The 12,167-nt window shown below is 53.1% G+C and carries 13 protein-coding genes; 5 read left to right on the top strand and 8 right to left on the bottom strand.

The window, feature by feature from the left end; genetic code table 11:
- Positions 1 to 8: 8 nt before the first annotated feature.
- From pspC to pspA, 3 genes are read right to left on the bottom strand one after another with little or no spacing between them, the layout of a single operon-like run.
- Positions 9 to 368 (bottom strand): envelope stress response membrane protein PspC, encoded by a 360-nt coding sequence (gene pspC / locus HEM79_RS08745; RefSeq protein ID WP_176241030.1) that lies wholly within the window; start codon positions 366 to 368, stop codon positions 9 to 11.
- A complete protein-coding gene (gene pspB / locus HEM79_RS08740; RefSeq protein ID WP_001274965.1) occupies positions 368 to 592 on the bottom strand; it encodes an envelope stress response membrane protein PspB in 225 nt (74 codons plus the stop codon). The genes pspC and pspB overlap by 1 nt, the downstream gene beginning before the upstream one ends.
- Positions 593 to 645: 53 nt before the next feature.
- Positions 646 to 1,314 carry a phage shock protein PspA gene (gene pspA / locus HEM79_RS08735; RefSeq protein ID WP_176241029.1) on the bottom strand — a complete coding sequence of 223 codons (669 nt, stop codon included), beginning with the start codon at positions 1,312 to 1,314 and terminating at the stop codon, positions 646 to 648.
- A gap of 166 nt (positions 1,315 to 1,480) precedes the next feature.
- Here pspA and pspF point away from each other — a divergent pair, with 166 nt between their 5' ends.
- Positions 1,481 to 2,458: a phage shock protein operon transcriptional activator gene (gene pspF, locus HEM79_RS08730; RefSeq protein WP_176241028.1), complete on the top strand. Its 978-nt coding sequence runs from the start codon at positions 1,481 to 1,483 to the stop codon at positions 2,456 to 2,458.
- 130 nt (positions 2,459 to 2,588) lie between these two features.
- On the opposite strand, the gene puuE is transcribed toward pspF, so the two are convergent.
- From puuE to puuD, 5 genes are all read right to left on the bottom strand, one after another.
- On the bottom strand, positions 2,589 to 3,854 hold the full coding sequence (gene puuE / locus HEM79_RS08725; protein WP_176241027.1) for a 4-aminobutyrate transaminase: 1,266 nt from the start codon (positions 3,852 to 3,854) through the stop codon (positions 2,589 to 2,591).
- Positions 3,855 to 3,891: 37 nt separating this feature from the next.
- Positions 3,892 to 5,172: a gamma-glutamylputrescine oxidase gene (gene puuB / locus HEM79_RS08720; protein ID WP_176241026.1), complete on the bottom strand. Its 1,281-nt coding sequence runs from the start codon at positions 5,170 to 5,172 to the stop codon at positions 3,892 to 3,894.
- Between the two features lies 1 nt (position 5,173).
- Positions 5,174 to 6,661 carry an aldehyde dehydrogenase PuuC gene (gene puuC, locus HEM79_RS08715; RefSeq protein WP_176241025.1) on the bottom strand — a complete coding sequence of 496 codons (1,488 nt, stop codon included), beginning with the start codon at positions 6,659 to 6,661 and terminating at the stop codon, positions 5,174 to 5,176.
- 149 nt (positions 6,662 to 6,810) lie between these two features.
- A complete protein-coding gene (puuR, locus tag HEM79_RS08710; RefSeq protein ID WP_001278727.1) occupies positions 6,811 to 7,368 on the bottom strand; it encodes an HTH-type transcriptional regulator PuuR in 558 nt (185 codons plus the stop codon).
- Between the two features lie 25 nt (positions 7,369 to 7,393).
- Positions 7,394 to 8,158, bottom strand: coding sequence for a gamma-glutamyl-gamma-aminobutyrate hydrolase (gene puuD, locus HEM79_RS08705; protein ID WP_176241024.1), 765 nt, complete (start codon positions 8,156 to 8,158; stop codon positions 7,394 to 7,396).
- Between the two features lie 212 nt (positions 8,159 to 8,370).
- Here puuD and puuA point away from each other — a divergent pair, with 212 nt between their 5' ends.
- From puuA to HEM79_RS08685, 4 genes are all read left to right on the top strand, one after another.
- Positions 8,371 to 9,789 (top strand): glutamate-putrescine ligase, encoded by a 1,419-nt coding sequence (puuA, locus tag HEM79_RS08700; protein WP_000449634.1) that lies wholly within the window; start codon positions 8,371 to 8,373, stop codon positions 9,787 to 9,789.
- Between the two features lie 150 nt (positions 9,790 to 9,939).
- A complete protein-coding gene (locus HEM79_RS08695; RefSeq protein ID WP_176241289.1) occupies positions 9,940 to 10,104 on the top strand; it encodes a YmjE family protein in 165 nt (54 codons plus the stop codon).
- Positions 10,094 to 11,479: a putrescine/proton symporter PuuP gene (gene puuP, locus HEM79_RS08690; protein ID WP_176241023.1), complete on the top strand. Its 1,386-nt coding sequence runs from the start codon at positions 10,094 to 10,096 to the stop codon at positions 11,477 to 11,479. The genes HEM79_RS08695 and puuP overlap by 11 nt, the downstream gene beginning before the upstream one ends.
- 133 nt (positions 11,480 to 11,612) lie before the next feature.
- On the top strand, positions 11,613 to 11,858 hold the full coding sequence (locus tag HEM79_RS08685; protein ID WP_001015099.1) for a YmjA family protein: 246 nt from the start codon (positions 11,613 to 11,615) through the stop codon (positions 11,856 to 11,858).
- Positions 11,859 to 12,167 lie beyond the last annotated feature (309 nt).

The following is a 12,167-nucleotide window of genomic DNA, read 5'->3' as shown; positions in this document are numbered from 1 at the left end:
AACTTTCCTCACAATTGACGGAAACGGCTACGCAGCGTGAAGGTATCGGAAGTGACATAACGTTCCATCTCGCGTAAACGCGTTTCACTGGCCGCCAGTTCACGGTCGACTTCATCCAGCAATTCGATGCTGGAAGGTTGTTGTTCACCATACGCCATGTTGTCCGGCATCGGGTCAAGGGCAAATGACAAAATGATGTAAGCAACCAGGGTAAATAGCGCCAGGCCAAAGAAAATCGACAGCACCACGAGGATACGCACCAGTTTTACCGGTACATCAAAATAATTAGCAATCCCCGCACAGACGCCGCGCACCATGCCCTGTTGTGGAATACGCCATAACTTTTTATTGAGATTAATGCCCGCCATTAGCGATCCCTCCAGTTCGGATGTTCTGCATCAAGAATGGACTCCAGCGCCTGAATACGCTCGCGCATCCGCTTTGCTTCATCAGCCAATTGCGCTAATCGCTGCTGTTCGCTTTGCGACAATTCACCGCGACTGGAGCGGTTGCTGTAATGCAGCCATAACCAGATAGGTAAAACAAACAGCACAAAAATGGTTAACGGAATAGCCAGAAATAGCGCGCTCATAAGTACTCCTTAAAGAATGAGCGGCGGCGCGTTCAGACGCCGCCTGGGTGTTATTATTGATTATCTTGCTTCATTTTGGCTTTTAATTGTGCCAGTTGCTCACTGATTGCATCATCGGCTTTCAGTTCGGCAAACTGATCGTCCAGCGATTTTTGTTTGCCGAAGCTGTGGCTTTCTGCTTCCGCTTCCATCTGGTCGATACGACGCTCGAAAGATTCGAAACGCGCCATTGCTTCATCCAGTTTGCCACTGTCCAGTTGACGACGCACGTCACGCGACGAGTTTGCAGCCTGATGACGCAACATCAATGCCTGCTGGCGAGCGCGAGTTTCGCTCAATTTGTTTTCCAGCTCGCCAATCTCTTTCTTCATACGCTCCAGCGTATCGTCCACCAGCATCACTTCATGTTCCAGGCTCTTAATCAGATCGGTCAGTTTCTGTTTTTCAATTAGTGCCGCACGCGCCAGATCTTCTCTCTCTTTCAGCAGCGCCAGTTCGGCTTTTTCCTGCCACTCAACTTCACGCGCCGACGCTTGTTCAATACGGCGAGTCAGCTGTTTCTTTTCCGCCAACGCACGCGCCGAGGTAGAACGCACTTCAACTAATGTATCTTCCATTTCCTGGATCATCAGACGCACCAGTTTCTGCGGATCTTCCGCTTTCTCTAACAGAGCGTTGATGTTGGCATTCACGATGTCGGCAAAGCGAGAAAAAATACCCATAATGTTGTCCTCTTGATTTCTTCGTTCAGGATTGTCCTGCTGAACTGTTAATACAATTTGCGTGCCAATTTTTTATCTTTTTGATTTATAAAGATCTGATTGAAGATTCAACAGCAACATGCCAGGATGAATTAGCGAATTACACTAACAAGTGGCGAATTTCATCATGGCAGAATACAAAGATAACTTACTCGGTGAGGCGAACAGCTTTCTTGAAGTGCTGGAACAGGTTTCGCATCTCGCGCCGCTGGACAAACCGGTTTTGATTATTGGCGAGCGCGGCACCGGTAAAGAGCTGATCGCCAGCCGTTTGCATTATCTCTCCTCCCGCTGGCAAGGGCCGTTTATTTCCCTTAACTGCGCGGCGTTAAATGAAAATCTGCTGGATTCCGAATTGTTCGGGCACGAGGCGGGCGCGTTTACCGGGGCGCAAAAACGCCATCCTGGACGATTTGAACGTGCCGACGGCGGAACGCTGTTTCTTGATGAACTCGCTACGGCACCAATGATGGTGCAGGAAAAATTATTACGCGTGATCGAATATGGTGAACTGGAACGCGTTGGCGGCAGCCAGCCATTACAGGTCAATGTGCGGCTGGTATGTGCGACAAATGCCGATCTTCCGGCGATGGTTGATGAAGGCACTTTTCGCGCTGACCTGCTGGACCGCCTGGCTTTCGACGTGGTGCAACTGCCGCCCCTGCGCGAGCGTGAAGGCGACATTATGCTGATGGCGGAACACTTTGCCATCCAGATGTGTCGGGAAATCAAGCTGCCTCTGTTCCCGGGTTTTACCGAGCGCGCCAGAGAAACGTTACTGAATTATCGCTGGCCGGGGAATATTCGTGAATTGAAAAACGTGGTGGAACGTTCAGTGTATCGCCACGGCACCAGCGATTATCCGCTTGATGACATCATTATTGATCCCTTTAAACGGCGTCCACCTGAAGAAGCCATCGCCGTTTCAGAAAACACCTCGCTTCCAACGCTGCCGCTGGATTTACGTGAGTTTCAAATGCAGCAGGAAAAAGAGTTGCTGCAACTCAGTTTGCAACAGGGGAAATATAACCAGAAGCGCGCAGCTGAATTGCTGGGCTTAACCTATCATCAGTTCCGCGCGTTGTTGAAAAAGCACCAGATTTAGCGAAGTTGGGCAATACAACTTGCCGGATGCGGCGTGAACGCCTTATCCGGCATACATAATCAATACGTCGTTTGCAGGCCTGATAAGCGCAGCGTATCAGGCATTATTGCGTTACCCCTGCTTCTGCGTATTAATCTCTCAGCGCATCCTGCAAAATTTTCATTGCCGCATCGAATTGCGCATCCGGGATGGTCAGCGGATACAGGAAACGAATCACGTTGCCGTATGCGCCACAGGTCAGCAGAAGCAGCCCCTGCGCCAGCGCGCGTTGCTGGATTTTCTGCGCAATCGCCGCCGACGGCTCGCCCGTTTGCGGGTCGTTAAACTCTGCCGCAATCATTGACCCCAGACCGCGTACCGCAGCAATTGCCGGAACGCTTTCTTTAGCCTCAATCAGCGTTTGCGTCAGGCGCTGACCAAGTTGATTCGCACGGTCGCAAAGGGATTCTTTGTCGATAATGTTGAGCACTGCGTGCGCGGCAGCCACCGCCAGCGGGTTCCCAGCGTAGGTGCCACCAAGCCCGCCCGGCGCTGGCGCGTCCATAATGCTGGCGTTACCGACCACACCCGAAAGCGGCATCCCACCCGCGAGGCTTTTCGCCATCGTCATTAAATCGGGCTTGTCAGCATAATGATCCATGGCAAACAGTTTACCGGTACGCGCAAAACCGCTTTGCACTTCATCAGCAATCATCACAATGCCGTGCTCATCGCACAGGCGGCGAATGGCAGAAACCAACTCTTTTGGCGCCACGTTGAAACCGCCCTCGCCCTGCACCGGTTCGAAAATAATCGCCGCGACTTGTTTCGCTTCGATGTCTGATTTAAACAAGCGTTCGATGGCGTCGAGGGAATCTTGCGTCGAAACGCTATGCAAATCTGACGGATACGGCACGTGATACACCGAACCCGGGAACGGGCCGAAGCCAATTTTATACGGCGCAACTTTGCCAGTTAACGCCATGGTCATATACGTGCGACCGTGAAAGCCGCCGCTAAACGCAATCACGCCTGGGCGTCCGGTATGGGCGCGGGCGATTTTGACCGCATTCTCAACCGCTTCCGCACCGGTGGTGAAGAACGCGGTCTTAGCCTGACCACTGACCGGCGCAAGGGCGTTGATTTTCTCCGCCAGCGTGACGTAGCTTTCGTATGGCACAATCTGGTACGCCGTGTGGGTAAACTGTTGCAGTTGCTGTTCCACCGCTGCCACCAGTTCAGGATGGCGATGTCCGGTGTTCAGCACCGCAATGCCTGCGGCGAAATCAATGTATTCATTGCCTTCAACATCCTTCAGCGTGGCGTTTTCAGCCGACTGGGCGAAGAAGTTACACATTACGCCAACCCCACGTGGAGTGGCAGAAAGACGACGCTGATGGAATTCATTGTTGCTCATGTTTCACACCTTTTGACTCTTCACGGTTAATCGGAAATTAAACGCCCAGACGATCGCGCAGGCTGTAATAGGCTGCGCCCATCGCGGTAAACGGCACGCGCAGCGTGCGCCCGCCGGGGAACGGGTAATGCGGCAGATTGGCGAAGGCGTCGAAACGCTCGGCATCTCCGCGTAGCAGTTCAGCAATTAAACGCCCGGCGAGATGGGTACAGGTCACGCCGTGGCCGCTGTAGCCCTGCATGTAGTAAATGTTTTTATCGAGGCGACCAAACTGTGGCATACGCGACAGGGTCAGCAGGAAGTTGCCCGTCCAGCGGTAGTCGATTTTTACGCCCTGCAACTGCGGGAAAGTTTTCAGCAGTTTCGGCACCACAAGACGCTCGACATCATCCGGGTCGCGCGCACCGTACACCACGCCGCCGCCGTACAACAGGCGGTTGTCAGCAGTGAGACGATAGTAATCAAGCAGATAGTTACAGTCTTCGACACAGTAGTTTTTCGGGATCAGCGAACGGGCTAAATCATCGGAAAGCCGCTCGGTGGTGATTACCTGCGTGCCGCACGGCATACTGCGCTTCGCCAGTTCCGGCTCCACTTTATCGCCCAGATACGCATTCCCGGCGACAATCACATACTTCGCCATCACCTGGCCTTTAGCAGTGCGCACAACGGCTGGCGTGGTGTGCTGGATCTGCGTCACCGCAGAAAGCTCATACACGCGCCCGCCGTTCAGACGAATGGCGTCGGCTTCGCCAATGGCGAGGTTCAGCGGGTGAATATGCCCGCCGCTGTGATCCAGCAGCGCACCGGTGTAGCGATCGCTGGCAACTTCACGGCGAATGGCGTTGGCGTCCAGCAGCTCCAGCTGTTTATTGCCGTAGCGTTCCCAGTTCTCTTTCTGCTCTTCCAGAGTCGCGAGCTGTTTATCATTCATCGCCACAAACAGGCCGCCGGGGCGGTAGTCGCAGTCAATCTGATAACGTTTGATACGTTCGCGGATGATCTCGCCACCCTCAAACATCATGCTGCCGAGCATACGGGCGGTGTCCATGCCGTAGCTTTTTTCGATCACGTCGATGTCGCGGCTGTAGGAGTTCACAAGCTGCCCGCCATTGCGTCCGCTGGCGCCAAAGCCAATGCGTGAGGCTTCGAGTACCACCACGTCAAAGCCCGCTTCCGCCAGATGCAGTGCAGAGGAAAGCCCGGTGTAGCCGCCGCCAACCACGCAAACATCACACGTGATTGACTCATTCAGCGTGTCGAAAGGCGCATATTTATTCGCACTGGCGGCGTAGTAACTACTGGTATGTTCGGTCATTTCAGGCCTCCAGGCTTATCCAGATGGTTTTCAGTTCGGTGAATTTTTCAAGGGCGTGCAGGGATTTATCGCGACCGTTGCCGCTCTGCTTATAACCGCCAAACGGTACGGTCATATCGCCGTCGTTGTAGTTATTGACGAAGACGGAACCGGCTTTCAGGCGACGGCTCATGCGGTGTGCGCGGGAGAGATCGCGCGTCCATACCGCCGCACCGAGGCCGTACTGGCTGTCGTTGGCAAGCTGTAGCGCCTGGTCTTCTGATGTGAAACGGGTGACCACCAGCACTGGGCCGAAAATCTCTTCGCGACTTAAGGACGCATGCGGGTCCACATCCACAAAGATGGTCGGGCCGATGGCCGCAGCCAGTTCAGCGTTGCGACCATCCAGCAGCAGTTGCCCTTTGCCTTCGCCTTCACGGATAAAGGTGTGTACCGAGTCGGCGTGAGCGCAGTCGATTAACGTGCCCATCGTGGTTGCAGGATCAAGTGGATGCCCTGGCTGCCAGTTTTGCGCCTGCTGTTTTAACAGGGCTAAGAATTCATCGGCGATACTCTCTTCCAGCAATAAACGGGTTCCGGCGATGCACACCTGGCCCTGGTTGTAGAAGATGCCTGCGGCGGTGGCGCTTGCAGCCTGTTGCAAATCCGGGCAGTCGGCGAAAACGATGTTGGCGCTTTTACCACCTGCTTCCAGCCAGACGCGTTTCATGTTGCTGTCGCCCGCATCTTTCAGCAGTTGTTTCCCGGTGCGGGTTGAACCGGTAAAGGCGATGGCATCGATATCATTATGACGCGAAAGCGCCTGCCCGGCTTCATGACCAAAACCAGTTACCACGTTCAACACGCCATCCGGCAGACCGGCTTCTTTCGCCAGCCCCGCAAGGCGAATCGCACTGAGCGGCGATTTTTCGGACGGTTTCAGGACAACACTGTTACCTGCCGCCAGCGCCGGGCCGAGTTTCCAGCAGGTCAGCAGCAGCGGGAAGTTCCACGGTACAATGGCGGCAATTACGCCGACCGGTTCGCGCACAATCATCGCCAGCTCATGGCAACTGGTGGTAGCGACTTCGCCGTAAACTTTATCGATAGCTTCGGCGTACCAGCGAATGGCGCGCGCCGCGCCGGGAATATCATCACGCAGGCTGTGACGAATCGGTTTACCGGTGTCGAGGGTTTCCAGCAGCGCCAGTTCTTCCGCGTTGGCTTCCATTAAATCGGCGAGTTTATTCAGTACCACTTTGCGTTTTGCTGGAGACGTTTGCGACCAGTCGCCGCGCTCAAATACGCTGCGCGCCGCACTCACCGCACGGTCAATATCGGCGCTCTTACCGCGCGCAATATTCGCCAGCGGTGCCTGGGTGACCGGATCAATAGTTTCAAAGGTTTCGTTTTCCGCCGCAGCGGTATATTCACCGTTAATAAATAAGCGGGTTTCAATGGCGAGACTTAACGCTTTATCCTGCCAGTAAGCCAGATGATGAAAATTCATTATGACTCCTGTTTCACGTCTATCAGATATATGCAGTTTGTGAACGTCAGGGCGCAGAGATCCCCGGGCGATGAGCCCGTTTATTTCCGGCGACATTCCTTATAGATTGCCGGGCGCATTGCGCTTACCCGGCTTACAGAACAAAAAGATTAAAACGTGGTGGGGGTATGGGCGCTGATAATCCGGCAAATACCTGCCGACGTATTACTGAAACTGTGCGGGATGCCGGTATTAATGGCATAACTTTGCCCCGCGACGAGGTGATAATCCTGTCCATTAATGGTCAGAACAATTTCACCCTCCAGTACAGTGCCTATTTCCTCACCCTGATGCTTAATTCTTTCCCCAGTGGTTGTGCCCGGCTGGTACGTCTCAAAGATCATCGCCAACGTGCGATTCGGGTTACCGTTATGCACCAGCTTCATTGACACACCCTGACTGCCCATTTCAATTAAGTCGTCCTGATTAATGACGACCTGCGGCTCATCAGGTTTCTCCGGCTCGGAAAAGAATTCCGAGAGTGACAGTCCATACACCTTCAGCAGCTTTTGCAGCGTACTGATGGCAGGGCTGACTTTATCCTGTTCTATCGTACTTATAGCACTGTGAGTCAGCCCGGAGAGTTCGGCGGCACGACGTTGTGAAAGCCCCTGCTGCTGGCGGATTTCCGACAAGCGTTTTCCTGGCGCCAGTCCCTCATCACTCATATTTGCATTTCCTTAACTGTAGTGGTCAGAGTCGCTGTTTTTCAGCGATATGGTTCTGACAAGCGGTGATAAAGCCCTCGAACAATATACGCGAAAGCGCATACTCGCTACTGTTCCATTCCGGGTGCCACTGTACGCCCAGCGCGAAAGGATGATTGATGACGCTAACCGCCTCAACTAAGCCATCCGGCGAGCGAGCTTCAACACGCAACCGTGAGCTAACAACCTTCGCCCCTTGTCCATGCAGAGAGTTTACCCAAAAGTTGCTACATTCAGGTAACAGCGCAGACAGTAATCCCCCCTCTTCAACCTGAACTTCATGCGACGGCGCATATTGCTGCTCTACCGGCAGTTCGGGGTCTTCACGATGTTCCAGTAGCTCAGTCTGTTCGCACAACTTGCGATGCAACGAGCCACCTGTTGCCACCACCATTTCCTGTAACCCCCGGCAGATGGCGAAAATGGGGATGCGCCTTTCGAGTGCGGCGTTAATTAACGCCATGCTCAGAAGATCACGCCCGGGATCGGCGTCAGGCTCATCGCCGTTTTCACCATATAGGTGCGGCTGCACATTGCTGGGGCTACCAGGAAGATAAATACCGTCAAGTTTCGGCAGAAGTTGTTCAAGTAATGACGGTTCCGCCAGCGCATGGGGCAGCGCAATCGGCAAACCACCCGCGTGAATGATGGCATTCAGGTACTTTTCTTGCAGAGTCTGGGCCTCATGACCCTTAAGCCTGTTCCTGCACATTACGACACCGATAACAGGATTGTTCATTATATTTTCCATGCTCAATCTCACAAAGTGGACTAAATTATCGCCATTACTGCGGTTTAAATGACCTTTCTGTTCAATATTTTTTCAATCTAGCAGTGAGTTTTCTTTTTTGCAAACTCAATTTAACATTTGGCAAACATTTAGTTTGCATACAGATTCGAAGAGTGGTCATTATATTTTACGCTCTGATAACGAGTGGAAAACAAAACCAAAGGCGAAGAATCATGGAAACCAATATCGTTGAAGTAGAGAACTTTGTTCAGCAGTCAGAAGAGAGGCGGGGTAGCGCCTTTACGCAGGAAGTGAAACGCTACCTGGAACGCTACCCTAATACGCAATATGTTGATGTTTTACTTACCGATCTTAATGGCTGTTTTCGTGGAAAACGCGTCCCCTTCTCCAGCCTGAAAAAACTGGAGAAAGGATGCTACTTCCCGGCTTCGGTGTTTGCGATGGATATTCTGGGCAATGTGGTAGAAGAAGCTGGGCTAGGACAAGAAATGGGCGAACCCGATCGTACCTGTGTCCCCATTCTCGGTTCTTTGACCCCTTCCGCCGCCGATCCTGAGTTTATTGGTCAAATGCTTCTGACCATGGTCGATGAAGATGGCGCTCCCTTTGACGTTGAGCCGAGGAATGTACTCAACCGCCTGTGGCAGCAGCTACGCCAGCGCGGATTGTTCCCGGTCGTAGCGGTAGAGCTGGAGTTCTATTTACTGGATCGCCAGCGCGACGCCGAAGGGTATCTGCAACCGCCCTGCGCGCCAGGCACCGATGACCGCAATACCCAAAGCCAGGTCTACTCTGTCGATAACCTCAACCACTTCGCCGATGTGCTCAATGATATTGATGAACTGGCGCAGTTACAGCTGATTCCGGCAGATGGCGCGGTCGCCGAGGCTTCGCCAGGTCAGTTTGAAATCAACCTCTACCATACCGATAACGTGCTGGAAGCCTGCGATGATGCATTAGCCCTTAAACGCCTGGTGCGCTTGATGGCGGAAAAGCATAAGATGCACGCCACTTTTATGGCGAAGCCGTATGAAGAGCACGCGGGCAGCGGGATGCATATCCATATCAGTATGCAAAATAATCGTGGCGAGAACGTGCTGTCTGACGCGGAAGGCGAAGATTCGCCGCTGCTGAAAAAGATGCTCGCCGGGATGATCGACCTGATGCCGTCATCAATGGCATTGCTGGCGCCGAACGTAAACTCATATCGCCGCTTCCAGCCAGGAATGTATGTGCCGACGCAGGCATCGTGGGGTCATAACAACCGTACCGTTGCCCTGCGTATTCCGTGCGGCGATCGTCATAACCACCGCGTGGAGTATCGCGTGGCGGGGGCGGATGCCAACCCGTATCTGGTGATGGCGGCGATTTTCGCCGGTATTCTGCACGGTCTTGATAACGAGCTGCCGTTGCAGGAGGAAGTTGAAGGTAACGGGCTGGAACAGGAAGGATTACCCTTCCCGATTCGCCAGAGCGATGCCCTGTGGGAGTTTATCGAAAACGATCACCTGCGCCACTATTTAGGCGAGCGTTTCTGTCATGTGTATCACGCCTGTAAAAATGATGAGCTGTTGCAGTTTGAGCGCCTCATCACAGAAACAGAAATTGAGTGGATGTTGAAAAACGCGTAGTGCCCCCTTGCGGGGGTTGTCTCATCGGCCTGAGCGGAGCCAGGCCTGACATTTGCTGGTAATCCAGACATTTCCCGGATGTCGCGTTATGGAGCGCAGGCGGCAACGGGCTTCCGTTAACGATTAAGACTGTGACGAGGAAATGAGATGATGCCGATGATGAAATTCCCGCATGGCGAGGGAGGCTGCGTATGCGTTCCCCCTGCGACTGACCGGACTCCGCCCCCTTTGCTTCCCCTGCTAAACAGGTTTGATTTCAGGTCGACGCGACCGCAAACCCGATTGCGCAGTGGAGGCAGCGATTATGGCTATTAATTCACCGCTGGACATTGCTGCACAACCGGGCAAAACTCGCCTGCGAAAATCACTGAAATTGTGGCAGGTGGTGATGATGGGTCTGGCCTATCTCACACCGATGACCGTGTTCGATACTTTTGGCATTGTGTCCGGTATTAGCGACGGTCACGTTCCGGCATCCTACCTGCTGGCGCTGGCAGGCGTGCTGTTTACCGCGATCAGCTACGGCAAACTGGTTCGCCAGTTCCCGGAAGCTGGCTCGGCCTATACCTACGCGCAAAAGTCGATTAACCCGCACGTCGGCTTTATGGTCGGTTGGTCATCGCTGCTGGATTATCTCTTTTTGCCGATGATCAATGTCTTGTTGGCGAAAATCTATCTCTCCGCCCTCTTCCCGGAAGTGCCGCCGTGGGTGTGGGTGGTAACCTTCGTCGCCATTTTAACCGCCGCGAATCTGAAGAGCGTCAACCTGGTCGCCAACTTCAATACCCTGTTTGTACTGGTACAAATCTCCATCATGGTGGTGTTTATCTTCCTGGTGGTTCAGGGATTGCATAAAGGTGAAGGTGTTGGCACGGTCTGGTCGCTACAGCCGTTTATCAGCGAGAACGCGCATCTGATTCCGATTATTACCGGGGCGACGATCGTCTGCTTCTCGTTCCTCGGTTTTGATGCGGTGACTACGCTTTCGGAAGAGACACCGGACGCCGCACGCGTGATCCCGAAAGCCATCTTCCTGACGGCGGTTTACGGTGGCGTTATCTTTATTGCCGCATCGTTCTTTATGCAACTGTTCTTCCCGGATATCAGCCGCTTTAAAGACCCGGATGCTGCACTGCCGGAGATTGCACTGTACGTCGGCGGCAAGCTGTTCCAGTCGATTTTCCTTTGCACCACGTTTGTGAACACGTTAGCGTCTGGCCTCGCGTCGCACGCCAGCGTCTCGCGTCTGCTGTATGTGATGGGCCGCGACAATGTGTTCCCGGAACGCGTGTTTGGCTATGTGCACCCGAAATGGCGGACTCCGGCACTGAACGTCATTATGGTAGGAATTGTGGCACTGTCGGCGCTGTTCTTTGATTTAGTCACCGCCACGGCGTTGATTAATTTCGGCGCACTGGTGGCGTTTACCTTCGTTAATTTGTCTGTGTTTAATCACTTCTGGCGACGCAAAGGGATGAATAAAAGCTGGAAGGAACACTTCCACTATTTATTAATGCCGCTGGTTGGCGCTCTTACGGTGGGCGTGTTGTGGGTTAACCTTGAGTCGACCTCATTGACGCTCGGTCTGGTATGGGCCTCATTAGGCGGCGCATATTTGTGGTATCTGATCCGTCGCTATCGCAAAGTGCCGCTGTACGAGGGCGACAGAACTCCGGTTAGCGAAACGTAATACGTAGGATGCGCGGCGCATTGTCCTGCCGGGGGCAATGCGCCGCGTCATTATCTATAAAAAGATGTATGACCCGGATCACGAGTGCTATCATCCGCCCTTATGCTTAGCGCATTAACCCCAGGGGCAAATAATGAACCACGATATCCCGCTAAAATATTTTGATATTGCCGATGAGTACGCGACCGAATGCGCAGAGCCTGTCGCAGACGCTGAACGCACACCGCTGGCCCACTACTTCCAGTTACTGCTCACCCGTTTGATGAACAATGAAGAGATCAGCGAAGAAGCCCAACATGAAATGGCTGCTGAAGCGGGGATTAATCCCGTACGCATTGATGAGATCGCAGAGTTTTTGAATCAATGGGGTAATGAGTAATTATTTAATTGCAGACGATCGGTCAGTATCGTTGTCCGGATAAAGCGTTCACGCTGCATCCGGTTAAAATGACACGCACTGCAGCGTGCTTTAATGGGTTTCTCACGATCGTACCGCTCTGCTCCTCGCTAAGTTGTTCTGTGAGTTATAGTTATAGAGAAATCACGGGTACGAATGTTGAACAGATGGCGACGCCACCTGTTCAACGACCAACCACACGGCCCTCATTACGACTCCTGAACACAAACGGTAATGGCAAATGTCATTAAATATTAGTAAGATAGCCTCTTTACATAAAATCCCTTAATA

It is taken from the genome of Escherichia sp. 93.0816 (genome assembly GCF_013368855.2).
GTDB lineage: Bacteria > Pseudomonadota > Gammaproteobacteria > Enterobacterales > Enterobacteriaceae > Escherichia > Escherichia ruysiae.
This window is presented reverse-complemented; position numbering and strand designations above follow the sequence as displayed.

Bases quoted from the DNA above. Each gene is read 5' to 3' on its own strand.
- puuR (WP_001278727.1), bottom strand. From the start codon at position 7,368: ATGAGTGATGAGGGACTGGCGCCAGGAAAACGCTTGTCGGAAATCCGC.
- puuC (WP_176241025.1), bottom strand. From the start codon at position 6,661: ATGAATTTTCATCATCTGGCTTACTGGCAGGATAAAGCGTTAAGTCTC.
- pspC (WP_176241030.1), bottom strand. From the start codon at position 368: ATGGCGGGCATTAATCTCAATAAAAAGTTATGGCGTATTCCACAACAG.
- puuB (WP_176241026.1), bottom strand. From the start codon at position 5,172: ATGACCGAACATACCAGTAGTTACTACGCCGCCAGTGCGAATAAATAT.
- puuP (WP_176241023.1), top strand. From the start codon at position 10,094: ATGGCTATTAATTCACCGCTGGACATTGCTGCACAACCGGGCAAAACT.
- puuA (WP_000449634.1), top strand. From the start codon at position 8,371: ATGGAAACCAATATCGTTGAAGTAGAGAACTTTGTTCAGCAGTCAGAA.
- puuD (WP_176241024.1), bottom strand. From the start codon at position 8,158: ATGGAAAATATAATGAACAATCCTGTTATCGGTGTCGTAATGTGCAGG.
- pspA (WP_176241029.1), bottom strand. From the start codon at position 1,314: ATGGGTATTTTTTCTCGCTTTGCCGACATCGTGAATGCCAACATCAAC.
- HEM79_RS08695 (WP_176241289.1), top strand. From the start codon at position 9,940: ATGCCGATGATGAAATTCCCGCATGGCGAGGGAGGCTGCGTATGCGTT.
- puuE (WP_176241027.1), bottom strand. From the start codon at position 3,854: ATGAGCAACAATGAATTCCATCAGCGTCGTCTTTCTGCCACTCCACGT.
- pspF (WP_176241028.1), top strand. From the start codon at position 1,481: ATGGCAGAATACAAAGATAACTTACTCGGTGAGGCGAACAGCTTTCTT.
- pspB (WP_001274965.1), bottom strand. From the start codon at position 592: ATGAGCGCGCTATTTCTGGCTATTCCGTTAACCATTTTTGTGCTGTTT.
- HEM79_RS08685 (WP_001015099.1), top strand. From the start codon at position 11,613: ATGAACCACGATATCCCGCTAAAATATTTTGATATTGCCGATGAGTAC.